The sequence below is a fragment of the Horticoccus luteus genome, assembly GCF_019464535.1.
Classification (GTDB): Bacteria; Verrucomicrobiota; Verrucomicrobiia; order Opitutales; family Opitutaceae; genus Horticoccus; species Horticoccus luteus.
The window spans coordinates 435,362-457,211 of sequence record NZ_CP080507.1; the positions used below are offsets into that span (position 1 = coordinate 435,362).

Below are 21,850 nucleotides of genomic sequence, written 5' to 3' on the forward strand. Positions count from 1 at the left end.
GGCGGCGCGGGCGATTTGCTCGCTGTGATGTCCGCCGCCCTGCCGTCTTCGATCGTTGCCGAAATCGAGTTTGTCGGGCGCACGGGCGGGCTGGTGAAGGCGTTGAGTGGTTTTAAGAAAAGCCACCACACGGTGCCGGATGCGATCACGCCGGCGACGCAGGCGTTTCTGGGGAAACTTTGCGCGGAGGAGCTGACGGAGGCGGGCGAGGCGTTGTTTCAAGCGGTGCGCAGCGGGCTGAATTACAAGCGCAAGGACGTGTCGCTGAGCTTGAGCTCGCCGGGCGCGGTGCTGACGGCGAAGGATTTTTCCGTGGAACTGGCGTATGCGTTGGAGGCGGGCGATCCGGCGCGCTACACGCTGACGCAGTGGCTGCGTGAGTTGCGCAATGCGGAGCTCGCGGAAACGGAGGAGTTCGCCGCGATCTTTGCGGGGAAGTTCAGCGAGATTTCTTTCGCGTTGAAAAAAGGCGTCCGTGTCGAGGCGGTGATCGATATCATCGAGGCGTTGGACGATGAGGCGGGGATGAGCGTCACGTATCCGTCGGACTGTGCGGAGTGCGTGATTGCGGTGGCAGGCGTGGATGCGCAGGTGCGCTGCACGGGCGCATCGCTCGATGTCGTTTTCACGCGCGGGGGATCGCCGCGGGAGTTGATCGCGGGGTTCGCCGCGGTGCGGGATGCGTTCAGCATCAGCCGCGAGTTGGCGGGGCTGATCGGGTAACGGGTGCGAGGGCGAGCCCGGATGGGGCGGCCGAAGCGCTGACGCCGGGCGCTGCAGCGGCGCCGGGAAGCGTCAGCAGATGAGGCCGCGTTTGGCGCGGGGCCCGTGGCCGGCGGGGTTGGCGCCGATCCAGCGAGCATCGGCGGGCTGACTGGCGCGTTGGTAACGCGTGTCGGACGAGAGGCGGATGCGGTGGGTCTGGTTATCGACGCTCCCGTGAATGGTCGTCATGTTGAACGTGAGTAAATCGCCGGGCTGATATTCGGCGGTGAGCCAGCGGCCGCCGAGGCGTTCGCGGAGGACGACGGGGTTGTTGGTCAGCCAGCCGGGGTGGCTCCAGCCGCCTTTCTCTTTCACCTTCTCGACTTGGGCGGGATTGTTTTCGCAGTAGAGGTCGACGTCGACGGCGAGGTAGTTTTTGAGGCGGTCGGATTTGTGGTGCGAACCTTCGAGGAGCATCAGGCCCCCGACTTCCAGCGGGACCTCGCCGTAGGGAATCCAACAGGTGTAGAGTTGGTGGGTGCCGCGGCTCATGTAGACGAGGTCGCAATGCGGTGGAGTGCCGAGGCCGTGGCTGACGGCGCGAAACCAGATGTGGTCGAAATGCCGCGCGGGTTCGCCAAAAATGCCGGCGTAAAAATCGAGCAGCTCGGGGCCGAAGACGACGCGCTCGATGGCCGGGTTGTTGAGGGCGAAGTCGCCGCGATAGGTCATCGGGCGATCGGAGCGGCCGATGGCTTCGCTAACCGGATACGCGGGATCGAGAGCATCTTCGGCGGCCAGGCGCGAAAGGACGGAGGCGCGGGCGGCGAGGATCAGCTCACGGTCGAAGAATCCGGGGATGAACAGATAACCGTCGTCGGCGAGGCGTTGGCGGAGAACCTCGGGTTGATCGGGCACGTCGTCGGAGCGGCGCAGCTCGCCGAACGCTTCGGGCGAGGTATCGAGCTCGAGTTTGCAGGAATGAAGGGGCGCAGAGGTGACCATGGCGAAGGGAAAGGGCGGTACGAAGGGGCGGAGGAACCGTGGCGGAAATTCGCGGGTTGGCAATCGCGTCGAGGGCGAGGAGTGGAAAGAAAGCGCTCGCGCGCGTCGGGCCGAAAGTTAGACGCGAAGAATGTTATTCGCGCCATTTGCCGGAGAGGGCGTTTGCCGCCGCATTGCGACGCCCGCGCTGGCGGGAGGCACGCCGAACATGGAGCCGCGCGGACCGCTGGATGAAGCGGCGTGGTTGTGGCACCGCGACTTGGGAGCGGGTGAACCGGCGCAGGTGTTGTTCAGGCTGGAATTCACGGTGGCGGCGGCGGAGACCGTGCGGCTGCAGGTGAGCGCCGATCTGTGTTACGCGCTGGCGCTGGATGGCGCGTTGATCGCACGAGGGCCGGACTCGTCGGACGTGGCGCATTGGGCGTGGGCGACGTATGAGTTGGCGTTGACCGCGGGCGCGCATCGCTTGGAGGCGCTCGTGTGGTGGGGGCGGCCACCGGTCACGCCGGAGGGCCGCGTGGGTTGGCGCGGAGGATTTGTGTGCGCGGGCCTTGGTGACGCGCGGGAACGGTTTACGACGGGCGTCGGATTGTGGCGGGCGGCGTTGCTCGGAGGGGTGAAATGGCAGACGCACGCGTTTCCCGTTTATCACGTGATCGGGCGCGGAGCGGTGATCGATTGGGCGAAGTGCGATGCGGAGGGTGCAGAATGGACCGAGCCGGCGGTGGTGCGCGGGCCGGTGGAGTTTCACGAATGCGGTATTGCGGCGCGCGGGTGGTCGTTGGAAGCGTCGGCCTTGCCGGAGCAGCGTCATGATTGGTGGGCGGGTGGTCGCGTGCGGGCGGTGACGGCGAAATGGAGCGGCGGGAAAGCGGTGAGATTTCGACGCGAAAGCGGGGCGGACGAGCCGGGCGCGGCGGGTTGGGCGGCGTTGGTGAGGGGTGCGGCGCCGTTGACGCTGGCGGCGCGGGCGGAAGCAACGGTGTTGATCGATACGGAGGATTACCTCTGTGGGTTTCCGTTACTTGAATACGAAGGCGGTGCGGGCACGGTGGTGCGGTGGGAATGGGCCGAGGGGCTGTTTGAGCGGTTGGAGGGTGCGGTGCCGCCGAAGGGCCAACGTGACGAAATCGCGGGGAAGTTTTTCCACGGATTCGGCGAGCGCTGGATGCTGGCTGGAGGCCGGAGGCGTTGGGCGGGCGCGCCGTGGTGGCGGGCGGGGCGGTATATCATGTTGAGCGTAAAGGTGGGGGCGGAGCCGGTCGTGCTGCACGCGTGGGGAGTGGAGCGGACGGGGTTTCTGTTGCGCCGAACGATGGCGCTGACGACGAGCGACGAAACACTCGGGCCGGTGGTGGCGTTGAGTGAACGCGGGTTGCGGGCGTGCATGCACGACGTGTTCGTGGATTGTCCGTATTACGAGCAGATGATGTATGTGGCGGATACGCGCGTGCAGATATTGCTGGCCTATGTGTTTGGCGGGGAGGAGCGCCTGGCGCGGCGCGGAATGGAGCTGTTCGATTTCTCGCGGGGGCGCGGCGGATGGCCGGCGATGCGCACGCCGTCCGGCGAGCGGCAGGAGAGCGGGACGTTTGCGATGATCTGGCCGTGGATGCTGCATGATTATGCTCTCTGGCGCGACGATGGGGCGTGGCTGCGGACGCGCTTGCCTGGTTTGCGCGCGTTGATGGAAGGACTCGTCGCGGAGTCGGGGGCCGACGGGTTGCTGACGCGGCCGCCTGGCTGGCTGTTCATGGATTGGGTGCCGGAGTGGAAGGCGGGCTGGGCTCCGGGCACGCGAGTGCGGCCTGGCCGGAAATCAGCGTTGGTCAACCTGCAGTTTTTGCTGACGTTGCAGCGGGCGGCGGAGTTGGAGACGTGGGTGGGCGACGAGTCGATCGCGAGGCGCTGGCGGGAAGGGGGGGCGCGAACAGCGGCGGCGTTGGCGGCGCGATTTTGGGATGAGGCGCGTGGCGTGTGGGCCGACGACGAATCGCACGAGAGCTTCAGCCAGCATGCACAGGCACTGGCGGTTATAGCCGGCCTGCGCGTGCCGGAGGTCGGGCGGTGGGCCGACGCGACGGCGAACGGGTTGGCGGCCGCGACGATTTATTTTCAGCATTATTTATTCGAAGCGCTGGGCCGCGCCGGACGGGCCGACCTGATTCTGCCGCGGCTGGACTTGTGGCGCGGGCTGGTGAAGCAAGGCTTCAAAACGCCCGTCGAAAGTCCGGAGCCGGCGCGCTCGGATTGCCATGCGTGGGGCGCGCACCCGGTGTTTCATTTGCAGGCGACGATTGCGGGCGTGCGACCGGTGGAGCCGGGGTTTCGGCGCGTGCGGATTGCGCCGCAACCAGGAACGTTGACGCAGATCGAAACGGAGCTGCCGCATCCGCGCGGGCTGGTGAAAATGCGCGCCGACTTCGAAGGCGCGCGGGTGGAGGCGATCATCACGCTCCCGCCGGAAACGACAGGCGTGTTCGCGTGGCGCGGCCAGGAGGTCGAACTCCGCTCCGGCGTGCAGCGCGTGACGTTGGGCGTGTAGCCTTGGAGGTTGCGATGGCGGGCAGGTGAAAACGAAAACGGCGCGCCGCACGAGGCGGGGCGCCGTTAGGAAGGGAACGCGCGAATCGCTGTCGCCGACGTGGACGAGACGACAGGAGGCGGCGCGGGGATGTTTAGCTAATCATGTCGGCGACGAAGGCGCGTTCGTCGACCAGCTCTTTGTTCGTCGCGGCGATTTTCGATTGGGCGAAGGCGTCCATTTCGTAACCGGTGATGACTTCGTAGCTGCCGGGCGTGGTGGTGCGCACGGGCATGCCGGCCCAGACATTGGCATCGAATCCGTAACGGCCTTCGCTTTTCACGGCGACCGAGTGCACGGCGCCGGGAGTGACGAGGCTGCGGACGTGGTCGACGAGGGCGTTGGCGGCGGAGGCGGCGGACGAGGCGCCGCGGGCGGCGATGATGGCGGCGCCGCGTTTGCCGACGATTTCACAGAAGGGGCCTTGGAGCCAGGCGTCGTCCTTGATGACGGCGGGCGCGCTTTGGCCGTTGATCTTGGCGTGGGCGAACGCGGGAAACATCGTGGGGCTGTGGTTGCCGTAGATGAAGATGTCCTGCACCGCGGTGAGATCGACGCCGGTTTTTTTGGCGAGCTGGGTCTGCGCGCGGTTTTGATCCAGGCGGACCATCGCGGTGAAGCGTTCGGCGGGCAGGCGTTTGGCCTGCGAGGCGGCGATCATGCAGTTGGTGTTGGCGGGATTGCCCACGACGGCGACGCGCGCATCGGCGGCGGCGACGGCATCGATGACCTGGCCTTGGGCGATGAAGATTTTGCCGTTATCCTTGAGGAGATCGGCGCGCTCCATGCCGGGGCCGCGGGGTTTGGCGCCGATGAGGAGGCACCAGTTGGCATCTTTGAAGCCGACGCTGGCGTCGGAGGTTTGCACGATGCCTTTGAGGAGGGGGAACGCGCAGTCATCGAGCTCCATGGCGACGCCTTCGAGGGCTTTGATGGCCTTCTCGATCGGGGCTTCGAGGAGTTGGAGGATGACGGGCTGGTCAGGTCCGAACATCGCGCCGGAGGCGATGCGGAAAAGGAGGGAGTAGCCAATTTGGCCGGCGGCACCGGTCACTGCGACGCGAAGGGGAGATTTCATAAGAGTTTTCGGTTTAGCACAGAAGGCGCAGAGCGCACGGCGGAATTTCGCGGGGCGTGGCGAGTGAAGACGCGGTGGCGGGCGGAATAGATTCGGTTATGGCGAGTCGCGGCGGCGGGCGGACGACGTGAAGCGTCAGGCGAAGCGCGGCGCGAGGGCGGCGTGGAGTTCGCGGACGAGCGTCTCCGTGGTGGTCCAATCGATGCAGGCATCGGTGATGCTGACGCCGTAGCGAAGTTTTTCGCGGGGCTGGGGAAAGGGCTGATTGCCGGCGGCGAGGTTGCTCTCGATCATCGCGCCCATGATGGAGGTGTTGCCGGCGGCGATCTGGGCGAGGAGCTCGCGAATGACGTCGGGCTGACGGTCGGCTTGTTTGGCGGAGTTGTCGTGCGAACAATCGACGAGGATGGATTTGATCAATCCGGCTTTGGCGAGGAGCTGCTCGGTTTGGGCGATGTGCGCGGGAGAGTAGTTGGGGCCGGCCGAACCGCCGCGGAGGACGACGTGGCAATCGGGGTTGCCGCGGGTGACGATGGCGGAGGCGGAGCCGTCGAGGTTGATGCCTAGAAACGTGTGCGGTTGGGCGGCGGCTTTAATGGCGTTGATGGCCGTGGTGACGGAGCCATCGGTGCCGTTTTTGAACCCGAGCGGCATGGAAAGGCCGGAGGCCATTTGGCGATGGGTCTGGGATTCAGCGGTGCGAGCGCCGATCGCGGACCAGCAAATGAGGTCGGCGATGTATTGAGGCGTGATGGGATCGAGGAGCTCCGTCGCGGTGGGCAGGCCGAGGTCGAGCATCTCGCGGAGGAACGCGCGGGCGGTGCGAAGACCAGTGGCGATATCGTGCGACCCATCGAGGTGGGGGTCCATCACGAGGCCTTTCCAGCCCACCGTGGTGCGGGGTTTTTCGAAATACACGCGCATGACGATCATGACGCGGTCGGCGACCTCGCGGGAAAGGGCGGCGAGACGGCGGGCGTAGTCACGGCCGGCTTCGAGGTCGTGGATCGAGCAGGGGCCGACGATGAGAAGGAAGCGGCGGTCGTCCGTGAAGATCACCCGCTGGATTTCGCGGCGGACGCGCGTGACGAAGTCGGATTGGGCCTCGGTCTTGGGCAGTTCGCTGAGAAGAGCGGCCGGCGAAGGAAGGGCACGCGTTTCAACGACATTGATGTCGGACGTCTTTTGCATGAACGGGCCAGCTTGGCGGCGTCGGCGCGAGCGGGGCAAGCCCTGCTTCGGTCATCCGGGCGCGCCGGGGACGATAATTTCCGAAAAGGGGGCGAGAAACGCGGACAAAGGGCAAAAAAGTGGCCGGCCGCTTACCCCTAAGCGGCCGGCCTTTGCTTTCTTAGTTACCCCAAAACTCCCGCTAGGCGGGAGAAGTGAGAAAGTTGATGAGTTGATAAGTATTGAGTGGTGGGGCATCGTCAATACGAAGTTATCAAAATCTATCACTTCATTTTTTAATAATTTAAGACAAAGCACTTATGGCACTCAATTTTTCCGCTTCCCGGGCCGTGTTTTGGTGGCAACCGCGTGCGTGGCTGCGCGCAGAAGGGGAGGATGCTGCCAGTTTTTTGCAGGGACAGTTTACCAACGACCTGCGAAACAGCGATGAGCGGGGCGTTTACGGACTCTGGCTGAATCAGAAAGGGAAGGTCGTGGCAGACAGTTTTGTCCTGCGCGGGGCTGAAAGGGGCGCCTGGGGGATCGGCAGTTATTTTTCGGCCGGCGAGACGATTAGGGAAAGGCTTGAGGCCTATGTCATTGCCGATGACGTAACGTTGATCGACGAAACATCGGGATGGCGCGGAGTGACGTTGGGCGGACGCACGGAGGAATGGGGCGAGGTTTCAGAGCGGCTCCGTGGCGCGGGCGCATGGGCGTTGCGTGCCCGGCGCGGCGCGGGGGAGTGGAGCGAATGGGCGTTTCCCGCGGGGATGCAGGCGGACGTGGAGGCGTGGTGCGCGGACGCGGAGGTGTTAACGGAGCAACAGATGGAACGACTGCGGATCGAAGCGGGGATTCCGGCGATACCGCGGGATGTGGGTGCGACCGATCTGCCGAACGAGGCGGGTTTGGAGAAGGTCGCGATTTCTTATACGAAAGGGTGCTACTTGGGGCAGGAAGTGATGGCGCGGTTGAAGGCGATGGGGCAGGTGCGGCGGAGAGTGCGGCGCGTGCACGGCGATGGACCGGTGCCGGTCGCACCGACGCCGTTGTGGCAGGGCGAGCGGGCGGTCGGGGAACTGCGATCGGTGGCTGCGACGGAGAGCGGATTCGTGGGACTGGGGATGTGCGCGTTGCTCCATTTGCGCGAGGGCGAACCGGTGCAGATCGGTGGAGCGGGCGGAGCGAACGCGATGGTCGACGGGGACGCGGCGGAGTGAATCGGCCGCGTGGCGTGAGATAGGTTTGACCCGATGGCGGCGGGGTTGCTTCGCTGCGGTGCTTTTCCGCGTGCCATGAACAAAGCCGAACTTATCCACGAGGTCCAAAAGCGCATGGGGGCGGAAACGTCCCGGGCGTCGGCGGAGCGGGCGGTGGAAGCGGTCTTGGGCGCCGTGGCGAGCGGAATCAAGCAGGACAAGCAGGTGCAGATCGTGGGATTCGGGGCGTTTGCCGTGACGCGGCGCGCGGCGCGGCGCGGTTTCAATCCGCACACGAAAAAGCCGATGACGATCAAGGCGATGAAGACCGTGCGATTCAAGCCGGGCACGGAGTTGAAAGCGGCCTTGTAACGCATCCACGCGGCGCGCGACGTATTTCATGCAGCAAACGCTTTCGGCAGAATTTCAAAAACGGTTTGGCCGCGCTCCGGTGGCGGTCACGCGGGCGCCGGGGCGCATCGAATTCATCGGCAATCATACCGATTACAACGGAGGCACGGTGCTGGGCGCGGCGATCGATCGCGCGGTGTGGGTGGCGATTGCGCCGCGGGGGGACGGGCGGCGGCGGTTCGTGAGCGCGGATCGTGAGGACGCGGTGGACTTGGGGGTGGCGGAACTGAGCCGGCAGGTGGGCGGAAAAAGTTGGGCGAATTATCCGCTGGGTGTGCTGACGGCGCTGGAGGCGTTGGGGCGGCAGGTGCCGGCGGGGTTTGATTATCTGGCGATGACGGATGTGCCCTCCGGCGCGGGTTTGAGCAGCAGCGCGGCGATCGAATTGGCGTCGGCACTGGCGTTTTTCGAGCTGACGGGAGAGCAGCCGGACCGCGAGACGGTCGTGAAAATCGGGCGGCATGCGGAGAATCATTTCGTGGGCGTGCCGTGTGGGATTCTCGACCAAGGCGTGTCGGGTTTCGGGCGCGCCGAGCATTTGGTGTTCATCGATTGCCGCGGGCCGTCGTTCGACACGGTGCCACTGCCGGGCGGCGTGCAGTTTTGGATTTTCAACACGCACACGAAGCACGCGCTGGTGGACGGGCTTTATGCGGCGCGTCACGCGGAGTGCATGGCGGCGGCGAAGGTGCTGGGCGTGGCGTTGCTCGCGGATGCGACGCCGGAGCAGGTGGAGGCGCACCGGGCGGCGCTCGGCGAGACGTCTTACAAGCGCGCGAAGCATGTGGTGGAGGAGATCGCGCGCGTGACGGGTTGCGTGGCGGCGTTGGAAAAACGCGACCTCGGGCGCGTGGGCGAATTGCTGACGGCGTCGCATCGCAGCTCGCAGCGGCTGTTCGAGAACAGCACCGCGGAACTGGATTTTCTCGTGGATACGCTGATTGCGGAAAACGGCGTGCAGGGCGCACGGCTCACGGGCGGTGGTTTCGGGGGCGCGGTGATGGCGATGACGAGCGGGGCGTTTGACGCGAGGGCGGCGGAGCGGGTGCGCGCGGCGTATGCGCGGAAGTTTCATGTCGAGCCCGAGGTGCTGGCGTGCCGCACGGCGGACGGCGCGAAAACAATGTGGCGCGCATGAGGCGCGCGACGCAGCCTCGCAGGCAGTGAAGGCGAAACTCGAAGAGGCGCGGCGTTTGCTGGGCGCGTTGCAGGATCACATTCGCGACACGTTGATCGCGGCGCGGGAGCGCGAGGCGAGCAAGTTTGCCCGCATCGCGGCCGTGACGGCGGCGGACACGATTTACCACGTGGACAAGCTGAGCGAGGACGCGATCTTCGCGTGGTTCGAGGCGCACTGGCCGGCGGCGTGGCCGGTGGAGCTCGTGATGGAGGGCATCGAAGACGGCGACGAAGTGACGTTCCCGCGCGGCACGCCGGCGGCGAAGACGGTTTTCAAGTGCATCCTCGATCCGATCGATGGCACGCGAAACCTGATGTATGACAAACGGCCGGCGTGGATTCTCACCGGACTCGCGCCGCAGCGGGGGAAGCGCACGCGGCTCGGCGACATCGTCGTGGCGGTGATGACGGAATTGCCGACGAGCAAACAATGGCGCTCGGATCAGGTGAGTGCGATCCGGGGGCGCGGACGCCGCGGACTCAGGGCCGAGGCGGTCGATGTGAGGGATGCAGCGCGGGCACGGACGCGATGGACGCCGCGGCCTTCGCAAGCGAAGGATTTCCGGCACGGGTTTGCGTCGTTGGCGCGTTTTTTCCCGGAGGGCAAGGTGTTGACCGCCCAGATCGAGGTGGCGTTGTGGGAGGAACTTTACGGGGTCGGGAGTTCGAGTTCGCCGCTGGTGTTCGACGACCAATACATCACGACGGGCGGGCAGATTTACGAGCTGCTCGTGGGGCACGACCGGATGTTGGGCGACTTGCGGCCGCAGGTGTTTGCAAAGCTGGGTTTGTCGTCGTCGCTGGCATGTCATCCTTACGACATTTGCACGGCGTTGATCTTGGAGGAGGCGGGCGGGATCATCGAGACACCGGCGGGCCGGCCGTTGTCGGCGCCGCTCGACACGACTTCGCCGGTGTCGTGGATCGGGTTCGCGAATCCGGTGTTGGCGCGGACGGTGCGGCCGATTTTGCGGCGGTTGATGCGCGAATATCTGGGGTGAACGTCGCGCGGCGGCGGTTGAGGGCTTTACGCGGCGAGGTGTTGGCGTAAACGTGGCGGCTCTTCTATGGCCCCGACTTTTACCCTGGGAATCGATTACGGAACGAATTCAGTGCGCGCGCTCGTCGTGCGCACAAGTGACGGAGCAGAGTTCGGCTCGGCGGTCGCGAACTACCCGTCGGGCCGGCAAGGGGTGTTGCTCGATCCGAAGGATCACAACGTGGCGCGGCAGCATCCGGGCGATTATCTCGTCGGCCTGGAGCAAAGCGTGCGCGGCGCGCTGGCGGCGGCGAAAAAGAAGCGAGGGTTTGCGGCGACGCAGGTGGTGGGGATCGGCGTGGATTCGACGGGATCGAGCCCGATGCCGGTCGATGCGCAAAACCGGCCGCTCGCGTTGGACAAGAAGTGGAAGAAAAATCTGCACGCGCAGTGCTGGTTGTGGAAGGATCACACAAGCGTGCGCGAAGCGGCGCGCATCACTACGGCGGCGGCGGAGCACCGGCCGCACTACATCGCGAAGTGCGGCAACACGTATTCATCGGAATGGTTTTGGGCGAAGATCTGGCATTGTCTGAACGTGGCGCCGGCGGTGTTCGACGCGGCGTATTCGTGGGTCGAACTGGCGGATTGGATCCCGTCGGTGCTCGCGGGCGCGGATATGCCGGCGAAGGTGATGCGCGGCGTGTGTTGCGCGGGGCACAAGGCGCTTTACAGCGACGAATGGGGCGGGTTGCCGGACAAGGATTTTCTCGCGCTGCTCGACCCGAAGCTCGCGGAGCTGCGCGACCGGTTGTATGAGAAAGCGCACGACGCGACCGTGCCGGCGGGAAAGTTGAGCGCGGCGTGGGCGAAGAAGCTGGGTTTGCCGGCGGGGATTCCCATCGGGATCGGCGAGATGGATGTGCACTATGGCGCGATCGGTTGCGGCGTCGCGGAAGGCGTGCTCGTGAAAGTGATCGGCACGTCGACGTGCGACTGCGCCGTGGTCTCGGCGGACAAAACCGTGCAGGACATCCCGGGGATCTGTGGCATCGTGAAGGGTTCGATTCTGCCGGGTTATTACGGCATCGAAGCGGGCCAGTCGGCGGTCGGAGATATTTTCAAGTGGTGGGTGGAGGGGGTTTGTGGCGGCGACGGCGCGGCGCATGGGGCGCTCACGAAGGCGGCGGCGAAACAAAAGCCGGGCCAGGCGGGTTTGCTCGCGCTCGATTGGAACAACGGCAACCGCACGATTCTCGTCGATCAACAGCTCACGGGTTTGCTGCTCGGGCAGACGCTCTACACGACGTCGGCGGAAATCTACCGCGCGTTGATTGAAGCGACGGCGTTTGGCGCCCGGGCGATTTTGGAACGCATTCAAAATTACGGCGTGCCGGTCAACCGGATCGTGTGTGCGGGCGGCATCGCGGAGAAAAATCCGATGTTGATGCAGATCTACGCCGACATCACGGGCTGCACGATGCAGGTGTCGGGTTCGTCGCAGGCGTGCGCGCTGGGCTCGGCGGTCGCGGCGGCGGTGCTCGCGGGGGCGCACAAGAGTTACCCGGCGGCGCAAAAGGCGATGACGTCGGTGAAGGCGAAGGGCTACCGGCCGATCACGGCGAACCGGAAGGTTTACGATCAGCTTTACGGTCTTTACCGGCGCGTGCATGACGCGTTCGGCGGATTGAATCAGAACGCTGATCTGTCGCGCGTGATGAAGGAGCTGCTTGAAGTGAAGCGCCGGGTGGCGAGCATCCAGTAGCGGGTAGCGCGAATCATCCGTGGCGCGTTTTTGCCGCTCGCGGGGTGCTGTTCCTGCTCCCTGCTCATCACTCCTCTCTGAACTGTTCCCCGTCCCTTTTTCCCCATGAAACTTCTCTCTACTCCTGAAATTTGGCTGCTGTGCGGTTCCCAGCATCTTTACGGTCCGGGCCCGTTGAAGCAGGTCGCGGCGAACGCGCAGGAAGTCGCGAACGCCTTGGCGGGTTCGAAAAAGCTGCCGTTGAAAACGGTGTTCAAGGCGCTGCTCACGACGCCGGACGAAATCACCAACGTGATGTTCGAGGCGAATCGCGACGCGAATTGCGCCGGCGTGATTCTGTGGATGCACACGTTTTCGCCGTCGAAGATGTGGGTTCGCGGGCTGGGCGTGTTGAGCAAGCCGTTCGTGCATCTGCACACGCAGTTCAACCGCGATCTGCCGTGGAGCACGATCGACATGGATTTCATGAATCTCAATCAGGCCGCGCACGGCGACCGCGAGGCGGGGTTCATTCACACGCGGATGCGGCTCGGGCGGAAGGTGGTCGTCGGCCATTGGTCGGATCCGGAGGTGCAGGAGCGGCTCGGCGCGTGGATGCGCGCGGCGCGGGCGTGGCACGACTGGCAGGGCGCGAAGTTCTGCCGTTTCGGCGACAACATGCGGTCGGTGGCGGTGACCGAGGGCGACAAAGTGGCGGCGGAGATGCGGTTTGGTTTTTCGACCAACGGCTACGGCGTGGGCGATCTCGTGGCGAAGATGGCGGAGCACGCGATCGATCCGAAGGAAATCGACGCGTTGTGCGCCGACTACGAAAAGACGTATCGCGTGGCGGCGGCGTTGAAAAAGGGCGGCGCGCGGCACGAGGCGTTACGTTATTCGGCGCGCATCGAGATTGGGCTGCGGGCGTTTCTGGCGGAAGGAGGCTTCAAGGGCTTCACAACGACGTTCGAGGATTTGCACGGGTTGCGGCAATTGCCGGGCGCGGCGCCGCAGCGGTTGATGGCCGACGGCTACGGTTTCGCGGCGGAAGGCGATTGGAAGACGGCGGCGCTGCTGCGCGCGATGAAAGTGATGGGCGAGGGGTTGAAGGGCGGCACGTCGTTCATGGAGGACTACACGTATCATCTTTCGCCCAAGGGGCATCAGGTGCTCGGCGCGCACATGCTGGAAATTTGTCCGACGATCGCGGCGACGAAGCCGACGATGGAAATTCATCCGCTCGGGATCGGCGGAAAGGAAGATCCGGTGCGATTGGTGTTCGATGCGGCGGCGGGGCCGGCGCTCAACGCGTCGCTGGTGGATCTGGGCAATCGTTTCCGGCTGATCGTGAATGAAGTGAAGGCGGTGCCGACCCCGAAGCTGCCGAAGCTGCCGGTGGCGCGCGCGGTGTGGGAGTGTCAGCCGGATTTCAAGACGGCGTGCGCCGCGTGGATTTACGCGGGCGGCGCGCATCACACGGGTTACAGTTACGCGGTGACGACGGAGATGCTGGAGGACTTTGCGACGATCGCGGGGATCGAGCTGGTGACGATCAACGCCGACACGAAGCTCGGTGACTTCAAACAGACGCTGCGGAACAACGAAGTGTATTACCACCTCGCGCAGGGACTGCGGGGGTGAGGCGAGCAAGGAATTGATGCTGCGAATCGAAAAGGCCGCGGTTGACGGTTCGCCGCATCGCCTCGGTGCTTTGCCCGCGCCTGCGGGGCGACCGAATGGAGTCGGCGCCAAAATGAGTGCGCAGGTGAAAAGGCGCGTTGTCTCGCGCGCGTGTTCCGATTGACCTTCACGCATGCTCGAAGAACTGAAACGCGAGGCTTATGAGGCGAATGTGGCGCTGCCGCGGCATGGGTTGATCAACCTGACGTTTGGCAACGCGTCGGCGGTCGATCGCGCGAAGGGCATTTTCGCCATCAAGCCGAGCGGAGTCGACTACGCCGCGCTCACCGCCGATGACATGGTGCTCGTCGATTTCGACGGGAAACGCGTCGAGGGGAAACTCAATCCGTCGTCGGACACGCCGACGCACCGGCGGCTGTTGCTCGCATGGCCGCAGCTTGGCGGCGTGGTGCACACGCATTCATCGCACGCGACGGCGTTCGCCCAGGCGGGACGCGCGATTCCGATTTTCGGGACGACGCATGCGGACTACTTCGCGGGGGATATTCCAGTGACGCGCAAGATGACGCTGCAGGAAATCGCGGCCGCTTACGAATGGGAAACAGGCAACGTAATCGTCGAGCGCTTCGCAGCGGGAAAGCTCGATCCGCTGGATTTCCCCGCGGTGCTCGTGAACCGGCACGCGCCGTTTACGTGGGCGGCGACGGTGGCGAAAGCGGTGGAGGTCGCGGTGGCGGTGGAGTGCATCGCGCAGATGGCGCTGATGTCGTTGCAACTCGAGCCGACGCTGGCGCCGATCGAGGACGAGTTGCTACAAAAGCATTTTAAGCGGAAGCACGGCGCGGGAGCGTATTACGGGCAGACGTTGGCGGGATGATTTGTTCGGCGCTGACGCGCGTTTGAGCACGGTAGGGTGTCGACCAAGACGTGGGGGCACGGAGTACACAGAGCTCCGACACCGAGGAAGCTGGAGGCCGCCGAGTATTGGGGGGCGCGGGAGGCGGATTTTCGCCGGGGTTGTCTCCGCGCTTCGTAGTCTGGACGGCCCGACGATTTTGTTTGGCCGAGGCTGGAATGTGCGGGCTACAGCAGTCCGCGGAGAGGGGCGAAGTAGGCGGCGACCCAGTCGTGGAAAAAGAGAAAGTGGGCGAGTCCGCCGAGGGCGAGCATGGGCCCGAAAGGAATGTGGACGCCGAGGCCGAGCGCGGCGGGTTCGCCTTCGGGCGTCTCGGCGCGGGGCGCCACGGTGGCGGCGCGGCCGGTGAGTTTTTGCCAGATGAGGGCGAGCGCGAGCCAGACGGTGCCGATCACGGCGCCGCCGAAAATCGCGAACACCGCGCCTTGCCAGCCGGTGAAGGCGCCGATCGCGCCGATGAATTTCACGTCACCGAAACCCATCGCTTCTTTTTTCAACGCCGCTTCGGCGAGGAGCGCGATCCAGAGGACGAGTCCGGAGCCGGCGAGGAGGCCGACGAGGGCGTCGACGCCGGAGCGAAAACTATCGAGGAGAAAAAAGTCGCCGTGATGGCCATGCAGGGCGGGCACGGCGAAGGAGAGGACAACGCCGATCACGCCGCCGCCGAGGGAAAACACGTCGGGGATTTCGAGGTGATCGAGATCGATAAACGTCGCGGGCAGCAGCAGGCCGACAAACACCATGCCGCAGAGGGCTTTCGCGGGCGGAAACAAGACCCAGCACGCGAGGAAGAGGGCGGCGGTGAGGAGTTCGACGAACGCATAGCGAAACGCGTAGGGGCGACCACAGCAGCGCGCGCGGCCGCGGAGTATGAGCCAGCTTAAAATCGGAATGTTGTCATACCACGCGATGGGCGCACCGCAGGCGCAGTGCGAGCCGGGTGAGACGATCGACTCGTGTTTCGGTAGCCGGTAGATGACGACGTTGAGAAAACTGCCGATGCAGGCGCCGAAGACGAAAACCACAGCCGCGAAAAACCACGGAAAGGCGGCGTTGATTTCGGTGAAGGCGTGGGTCATGCGGGCGGGAGGCGACGTTCGGCGTCGCGACGGCCCGAAGCAAGTCAGCTCTCATCGGGATCGATGAGAGCTGACGCCTGACTTGACCGACCTTCACCCGTCAGGCCGACGAGGCGAGGTGTCGAGAGTGACCGGACGCGTTCAGTCGAGGAAGTAGGTCTCCAGGAGGACGTCGCCGCTGTCGCTGGCGCTGGAACCGGTGATGACGGCGGTGTAAACGCCGGGATCAACGGTGACGATGACGGCGGAATCTTTGCTGCCGGCGATCAACGGGAAGGCGCCGCTCTGGATCGCCGCCAATTCAAGATCGGAGGCGGCCGCTGAATCGGACGACCAGTTGTCGTTGGATTTCACAGCCTGACCGTTTTTGAAGATGGTGAGTTTGGGGTCGTTGAGCGTGTTGGAGACCCCGTAGGTGGCCAGGCCCGGGCCGACCGCACGGATCAGGACGCGACGGGGAACGTTGCCGCCGACGACCCAGCCGGCGATCGCGCTGCCGCCAGCGGCGAGGGTGCTGCGGTTGGACATGTTGACGAGAGGCGCGGGCGCGGGCACGCGAGCGATGACGAAGGTGCCTGACTGCGTTTTGCCACTGCCGTAGTCGGCCGCGAACGTGCCAGCCGTGGGGCTGCTGAACGTGAGGTCGAGCGTGAGATCGCCGCCGCCCGATTGCGGCTCGACGATCTCGGCGGTCGTCGCGCCGGTTTTGGTGTAGGTGTAAGCGACGGGATCGCTGACGGGCGCGTCGGTCGTGGAGAGCGTATGGTCCATGCCGGCGCCGGTGAAGACAACGCTGAGCGTGCCGTTGCCGTTGATGCCACCGGTGCTGCCGGTGAGTGTGCCGTTGAAGAGCACGTTGGCAAAGTTGGCGGGCGAGGTGTCCGCGGGGACGGCGTAAGCGGTCAGGCCGGCGGCGGCGAGTCCCGCGCAGGTGGCGAGCAGGCGAAAAGTTTTTGATATCATGGGAGGAGGGCGCACGCGAAACGACCGGTAAGGACCGGGGTGGCGTGCAAACAGAGGTTTTAGTGGATGGAGCCGTTGAGGCCGTTGGGGAAGAAGCCGCCTTGCGACGCGCCACCGCTGAGGTAGACGACGTCGAGCACTTGGCGCGGCGTGCGGCTGAACGCGATGCCGTTGGCGTCGGTCGGCACGATATTGGCGACGCCACCGGCGGTGATGCCTTGATCAACTTCGGTCGAGGCGGCGGCGTCGCGAAGATCCGAAATCGCCTGGGCCGCCTGGCGGCCGGCGCTGCCGGACTGATAGAGCAGCGTGCGGATGGTGCCGGCGTGATATGCTTCGACGGCGAGGATGCCGGCGGCGGCTTCGAGATACGTTTTGTTGGAGATGAGCGGGGCGCCACCTTTGTAGGCGGTGACTCCGACGTCTTCGAAGACGAACGCGCCGACGAGGAACGAGGCTTCGTCGGCGAACGGATCGAAACCGGAGCCGAGGCCCGCGGCTTGGGCGGCGGCGGCGAAACTTTCGCGGAGGTTGATGGCGGGGCGTGCGACGGGGGTGCCGCCGGCGGCGATGATGGCGGCGCGCAGGAAGCCGACGTGGGCGCGTTCATCGCTGGCGATTTCCGTGGCGTATTCACGAACCGCAGCCGTGGTGAACGGCACGGCCGGATTGGCTTTGACGGTGGTGCTGCCGGCGGTGCCGGAGCCGTTGACGCCCAAACCGAAGGTCTCGATGCCGCGGCCGTCCACGGCGTAGGAATAATATTCCGCTTCGAGGTATTCGAGGTTGAGCGCGAAATTGAGCACGGCGGCGTCGGTGGGGCTGACGGAGGCGCTTTTGGCGAAATCGGCGGCGAGGCGATTGCCGGACAATCGCAGCGCGGCGACGCCGAGAGCGCCGAAGCCGAGGGTTTTCAAGACCGAGCGACGCGTGGTGGGCGTCGTCAGGGTGCGCGTCAATTCAGCGCGGAGAGGTAAGGAAGACATGAATCGGAATTTTGAGGATTGAGAGGCGGCAGCGGGGGCCGTTCGTCGACCCAGCTTGCCTCAAGAGGGAATACGCCCGCCGGACGCCGATTGGATGCACGATAAAAGAAATGAAAGCTGCAGGGCACAGGGAACCACCGGCTATATCATCGCGACATGCGGTGCGCAGTTGCGCGGGAGGAGAATCGCCCTTTATCTGTGCCATGCAGTGCCGCGGGCCAATCGCACAGGACAGGGAGCGCGAGGTTAAACCCTGACGTGGGCCCATGGAATCAAGCGCCGAGTCGAACGAGGAGTTGAGTGCGGGATTGGTGAGCCGGATCGCGCGCGGGGACGAGGAGGCGTTTGGGACGCTTTATGATGCGCTTTCGCCGCGGTTGTTCGGCTTGGTGTGTGCGATCCTCGCCGACGCGGCCGAGGCGGAGGACGTGATGCAGGAGTGCTTTCTGCATGTGTGGAACAACGCGCACCGCTTCGATCCCGCGCGAGGGAGCGTCACTACGTGGTTGTTCCTGCTTTTCCGCAGCCGGGCGATCGACCGCCGGCGGAGGCATCGGCGGCGGGAAGGCCATGTTGAACTTTCGGGCATGACGGAAAGCAGTTCGCCCTTTGATCTCGCAACGGTGCCGGGCCAAGGCGCGCCGGCAGGGGAGGACGGTATCATCCACGCCGCGCTGCACGATTTGCCGGAGGATCAGCGGCGCGCCATCGACCTGGCGTTTTTCGGCGGGTTGACACACCACGAGATCGCCACCCAGTTGGCGACGCCCGTTGGCACCATTAAGGCGCGTATCCGGCGCGGCCTGATGCGGCTGGCGAGTCTCTTGGCTGATCCGGCATGAACGAAGAACGCACAGAAACCGCTTCGCTTTACGTGCTCAACTTGCTTGAGCCGGAGGAAGCGCGGGCGTTCGAACAAGCACTGCGCGCAGATCCGGCGCTGGCGGAACTCGTGCGCAAACTCGAAGCCGGCGCGGCGACGCTCGCCGCGAGGGTGCCCCCGCGGACGCCGCCGCCGCGCGTGCGCGAGCAGGTGTGGGCCGCGATTCAGGCGTCGAAACCCGCACCGCGCAAAGTGCCGCGGGTGGCGTGGTTGGGTTGGTGGGCGGCGGCGGCTTTTGCGGCCATTGCCGTATTACTGGGCGTCGATCGCGCACGCGTGTCGCGAACGCCGGCCGTGGATCCGGTGGCGACATCGCTGGCGCGATTGCAGGTGGCGACGCTGGCGCCGTCGGCTCAAGGGCCGGCCAAGGGTTCGGCGGCGGTGGCGTGGGATCAGGCGCAGCAACGCGGGGTGATTACCGTGGAAAATCTGCCGGACGCCGGGGCGGGGCATGATTACCAACTGTGGGTCATCGACCCGAGCTACAAAGTGCCGGTGAGCGCAGGCGTGCTGGCGGTGACGGACGGGAAGGCCCAGAGCGAATTTTCGACCGCAAAGGTGATCGCGGCGGCGCAGAAGTTTGCGATCAGTCTCGAGCCGAAGGGCGGATCCGCGACACCGACCGGCGCGATCGTGATGATCGGACCGTGACGGGTGGCGGCGCGCGACGCGGTGGAGCTGGCGCTTTATCGCAGAGAACGGAATCGATCGGCGGCGAATAAATCAGCGGCGCCAAATCATCCGAGCGCAGAGCGATCACGGAGCGATGTCGCGGCAGAAGACCCGTGAGCCGCTCGCAGCGGAGGCGAGGGCGGCGAGATTGAAGCGGAGGGTTTGCGCGGCGGCGGCGAGCGAGCAAAGCCGCGGCGGCTGGCCTTCGAGTTGATCGAGAAACGCGTTGGCTTGGGCGATGAAGTGCGTGTCGCGTTCCGCGGGTTCGACTTGATGCCACGTCCACGCGGCGGCGCCGGCGGGAAAGACGCCCCAGCGCTGGCGATGCAGTTCGATGCGCACGCTGCCGCCGGCGGCGTTGAACTGCAGGGTGGTTTCGTTGGGCGCTTGAAATTGATTGAGCGTGTAGCTGGCGAGGGCGGCGCCGTGGCGCGCGGCGACATGCACGGTGTCTTCGACCTCGACGCCCGCGAGGGAGAGGTGCGCGCAGTCGGTGAGCACGCTGTCGGTCGGTCCGAGGACGCTTTCGACCCAGTTGGCCAAGTGGGTGAGCGCGTCCTGAATCGCGCCGCCGCCCGTGCGGTGATCGCGGTAGTAAGTCTGCGCGTAGGCGGGGCGCAAGAGATTGAACGCCTGGCCGGACGTGGCAACGGCTTGGAGGACGGGGCCGAATTCGCCGCCGGCGAGAAACGCGCGGGCTTCGCGCAGGGCGGGGAAAACGTGGTAAACGTAGGCGACGGCGAGTTGGCGGCGAGATTGCGCGAGCGTGTGCTCGAGGAGATCGAGACCGGCGAGGGAATGGGAGAGCGGTTTCTCGACGAGCACGTGCTTGCCCGCGGCGAGGGCGGCGGTGGCGAGGGGCAGATGCGAGGGCGCGGGCGTGCAAACCACCACCGCGTCGAACGGCTCGGCCAAGGCGGCGGTGGCGTCGGTGCGGGTGGCGACGCCGTAGGTGTCGGCCATGCGTTGCAGGAGAGCGGGGTTGGCCTCGCAAGCCGTGACGTGGGCGCGGCCCGTGCGTTGAAAGCAACGCAGGTGACGTTCGCCAATGCTGCCGCAACCGACGATCAGGACGGAGTGCATGCGGGCGACGAGACGCGCGGAGGACCGGCGGGCGGGCGCGGGGTATTCACGAGTAAGCGGAGATTCCGGCTTGTGTGGGTGCGCTTCAATTTCAATTTTCGATTCACTGTGCGCAGCGGAGAACCGAATTCCGCCGACCACCCTTTCCCCATGAAATTCACGGCGCGCTGGCTGCTTTTCCCTTCGAGTCTTTTATTGAGCATGATGCAGGCGAAAGACGGAGCTGCTTCCGATTCGCTGGTACCGGCCATCGCCGACCAGGCGCCGCACGTCATTCTCGGCGACAAGCGGGTGAGCGTGACGTTTGGCGAACGCCGGTTGGTGCTGGCTGGCGGGCTGCAACCGTCGCTGCTGGCGACGGGGACCGGGACGCTGGTCGTGCAGGCGCAAGGCGTGGAGAAACCTTTTGCGGCGAAGCGCATCTCCTATCCCAGCGCGATCGGCACGGTGATTTCGCGCGACGAAGGAAAGACGTGGTCGCGCATCCCGCTGAAGCCGGGAGAAAACGGGTTGAACATGGAAGGCGGTGCGGTGCAGTTGCGCGACGGGACGATTGTGGCGCTCGATACCTATGTCACTCCGGCGGAGAAGCCGGGGCATGGACTGGGCGAACGTTACATTTCGCGGGACGACTGGCGGACGCTGGAGGGGCCGGAGGAGATCACGTTCACGTTGCCGGGCGTGCGCTTCCACGGTTCGAGCGACGACTACGGTCGCACGCATGAAGCGGTCCGTCTGCACCGACGGATCCTCGAGCTGCCGAATGGCGATCTGCTTGCGACACTCTACGGCTGGTTCGAAGGCGACACAACGCCTGCGGCCTATAGGGCGACCATGCATCGCACGCGTGCAGTGCTGCTGCGATCGAAGGATCGCGGGAAGAGCTGGAGCATGGTGTCGACAATCGCGGCGGGCGCGGACGTGGGCACTGAAGGTTACGGCGAACCGGCGCTTGTGCGCATCGGGACGGGCGAGCACGCAGGCCGACTGATTTGCCAGATGCGCACGGGCTACGAGTTGCGAGAAGCAATTTCGGATGATGACGGGCAGACCTGGAGCGCCGCCCGCCCGCGGACGTTTGCGGGCCGTGACGTGCGAGCGAGGCAGAACTGGATCGGGATGTTTGGCGAGATGCGCAACCAGCAGGGGGAGCGACTGGCCGACCGGCCGGACGAGTTGATCGCATCCATCGTCGATCCTGATTTGCTGGAGTTGCGCAGCGGCGTGTTGGTGGCGGCATTCGGGATGCGTGTGCCGGCGCGGAATTGCTGGACGCGCTGGGAGCATCCGTGGAACGGCAACTACCTGGCCTTCAGTCTCGATCACGGCGAGACGTGGAGTCACGTGATACAACTCACCTCCGGCGTGTTGACGACGCATTACATGGCGATCGAAGAGTTGCCGGGCACGAACCGTTTCTTTGTCGCCTACGATCTCGGCGCATGGGGTAGCGCGCAAGGGCGATCGGTCTTCGGCCGCACAGTGGAGCTGACGACCTCGATGCCGTGAAGCCGGTGCCACCCCGGCGGTTGCCCAGGGGCAAGGGTGGTGTTTTTGCTTTTGCGGAGCG

The 21,850-nt window shown here is 65.2% G+C and carries 19 protein-coding genes; 12 read left to right on the forward strand and 7 right to left on the reverse strand.

The genetic code is table 11. The features are described 5' to 3' along the window. Window positions 1-27: 27 nt before the first annotated feature. Complete coding sequence (locus tag K0B96_RS01715) at window positions 28-723, forward strand: hypothetical protein (protein ID WP_220163136.1); 696 nt, start codon at window positions 28-30, stop codon at window positions 721-723. 72 nt (window positions 724-795) lie between these two features. Here the strand turns inward: K0B96_RS01715 and K0B96_RS01720 are convergent, their stop codons facing one another. Next, the gene (locus tag K0B96_RS01720) at window positions 796-1,710 is read right to left on the reverse strand and encodes a phytanoyl-CoA dioxygenase family protein (protein WP_220163138.1); all 915 of its coding nucleotides are present in this window, start codon (window positions 1,708-1,710) and stop codon (window positions 796-798) included. Window positions 1,711-1,840: 130 nt separating this feature from the next. On the opposite strand from K0B96_RS01720, the gene K0B96_RS01725 reads away from it, so the two are divergent. Beyond that, window positions 1,841-4,255, forward strand: coding sequence for an alpha-L-rhamnosidase-related protein (locus K0B96_RS01725; RefSeq protein ID WP_220163140.1), 2,415 nt, complete (start codon window positions 1,841-1,843; stop codon window positions 4,253-4,255). A 133-nt stretch (window positions 4,256-4,388) separates the two neighbouring features. On the opposite strand, the gene K0B96_RS01730 is transcribed toward K0B96_RS01725, so the two are convergent. Next, window positions 4,389-5,372 carry a malate dehydrogenase gene (locus K0B96_RS01730; RefSeq protein ID WP_220163142.1) on the reverse strand — a complete coding sequence of 328 codons (984 nt, stop codon included), beginning with the start codon at window positions 5,370-5,372 and terminating at the stop codon, window positions 4,389-4,391. 135 nt (window positions 5,373-5,507) lie between these two features. Further along, window positions 5,508-6,563, reverse strand: a complete 1,056-nt coding sequence (locus tag K0B96_RS01735) for a 3-deoxy-7-phosphoheptulonate synthase (RefSeq protein WP_220163144.1) — start codon at window positions 6,561-6,563, stop codon at window positions 5,508-5,510. Between the two features lie 299 nt (window positions 6,564-6,862). Here K0B96_RS01735 and ygfZ point away from each other — a divergent pair, with 299 nt between their 5' ends. From ygfZ to araD, 7 genes are all read left to right on the forward strand, one after another. Next, the gene (ygfZ, locus tag K0B96_RS01740) at window positions 6,863-7,765 is read left to right on the forward strand and encodes a CAF17-like 4Fe-4S cluster assembly/insertion protein YgfZ (RefSeq protein ID WP_220163146.1); all 903 of its coding nucleotides are present in this window, start codon (window positions 6,863-6,865) and stop codon (window positions 7,763-7,765) included. Between the two features lie 75 nt (window positions 7,766-7,840). Next, a complete protein-coding gene (locus tag K0B96_RS01745) occupies window positions 7,841-8,116 on the forward strand; it encodes an HU family DNA-binding protein (RefSeq protein ID WP_220163148.1) in 276 nt (91 codons plus the stop codon). A 28-nt stretch (window positions 8,117-8,144) separates the two neighbouring features. After that, entirely contained in the window at window positions 8,145-9,293 is a 1,149-nt protein-coding gene (gene galK / locus K0B96_RS01750; protein ID WP_220163150.1) for a galactokinase, read from the forward strand. Window positions 9,294-9,318: 25 nt separating this feature from the next. Then, window positions 9,319-10,335 carry an inositol monophosphatase gene (locus K0B96_RS01755; protein ID WP_220163152.1) on the forward strand — a complete coding sequence of 339 codons (1,017 nt, stop codon included), beginning with the start codon at window positions 9,319-9,321 and terminating at the stop codon, window positions 10,333-10,335. Window positions 10,336-10,401: 66 nt separating this feature from the next. Beyond that, the gene (locus tag K0B96_RS01760; RefSeq protein ID WP_220163154.1) at window positions 10,402-12,078 is read left to right on the forward strand and encodes a ribulokinase; all 1,677 of its coding nucleotides are present in this window, start codon (window positions 10,402-10,404) and stop codon (window positions 12,076-12,078) included. Between the two features lie 105 nt (window positions 12,079-12,183). Further along, the gene (araA, locus tag K0B96_RS01765) at window positions 12,184-13,698 is read left to right on the forward strand and encodes an L-arabinose isomerase (RefSeq protein WP_220163156.1); all 1,515 of its coding nucleotides are present in this window, start codon (window positions 12,184-12,186) and stop codon (window positions 13,696-13,698) included. A gap of 172 nt (window positions 13,699-13,870) precedes the next feature. Then, window positions 13,871-14,575, forward strand: coding sequence for an L-ribulose-5-phosphate 4-epimerase AraD (araD, locus tag K0B96_RS01770; protein WP_220163158.1), 705 nt, complete (start codon window positions 13,871-13,873; stop codon window positions 14,573-14,575). A gap of 206 nt (window positions 14,576-14,781) precedes the next feature. Here araD and K0B96_RS01775 read toward each other — a convergent pair whose 3' ends face one another. The 3 genes from K0B96_RS01775 to K0B96_RS01785 all read right to left on the reverse strand — a co-directional run bounded on the left by K0B96_RS01775 (window position 14,782) and on the right by K0B96_RS01785 (window position 17,642). Then, entirely contained in the window at window positions 14,782-15,693 is a 912-nt protein-coding gene (locus K0B96_RS01775) for a prepilin peptidase (protein WP_220163160.1), read from the reverse strand. A 141-nt stretch (window positions 15,694-15,834) separates the two neighbouring features. After that, window positions 15,835-16,656 carry a hypothetical protein gene (locus K0B96_RS01780; RefSeq protein ID WP_220163162.1) on the reverse strand — a complete coding sequence of 274 codons (822 nt, stop codon included), beginning with the start codon at window positions 16,654-16,656 and terminating at the stop codon, window positions 15,835-15,837. A gap of 59 nt (window positions 16,657-16,715) precedes the next feature. Continuing rightward, complete coding sequence (locus K0B96_RS01785) at window positions 16,716-17,642, reverse strand: ferritin-like domain-containing protein (RefSeq protein WP_220163163.1); 927 nt, start codon at window positions 17,640-17,642, stop codon at window positions 16,716-16,718. A 266-nt stretch (window positions 17,643-17,908) separates the two neighbouring features. Between K0B96_RS01785 and K0B96_RS01790 the strand changes: the two genes are divergently transcribed. Then, the gene (locus K0B96_RS01790) at window positions 17,909-18,484 is read left to right on the forward strand and encodes a sigma-70 family RNA polymerase sigma factor (RefSeq protein WP_220163165.1); all 576 of its coding nucleotides are present in this window, start codon (window positions 17,909-17,911) and stop codon (window positions 18,482-18,484) included. After that, the gene (locus K0B96_RS01795) at window positions 18,481-19,176 is read left to right on the forward strand and encodes an anti-sigma factor (RefSeq protein ID WP_220163167.1); all 696 of its coding nucleotides are present in this window, start codon (window positions 18,481-18,483) and stop codon (window positions 19,174-19,176) included. The genes K0B96_RS01790 and K0B96_RS01795 overlap by 4 nt, the downstream gene beginning before the upstream one ends. A 105-nt stretch (window positions 19,177-19,281) precedes the next feature. On the opposite strand, the gene K0B96_RS01800 is transcribed toward K0B96_RS01795, so the two are convergent. Further along, window positions 19,282-20,280 carry a Gfo/Idh/MocA family protein gene (locus K0B96_RS01800; RefSeq protein ID WP_220163169.1) on the reverse strand — a complete coding sequence of 333 codons (999 nt, stop codon included), beginning with the start codon at window positions 20,278-20,280 and terminating at the stop codon, window positions 19,282-19,284. Between the two features lie 150 nt (window positions 20,281-20,430). Here K0B96_RS01800 and K0B96_RS01805 point away from each other — a divergent pair, with 150 nt between their 5' ends. Next, window positions 20,431-21,789, forward strand: coding sequence for a sialidase family protein (locus K0B96_RS01805; protein ID WP_220163171.1), 1,359 nt, complete (start codon window positions 20,431-20,433; stop codon window positions 21,787-21,789). Window positions 21,790-21,850: the final 61 nt, after the last annotated feature.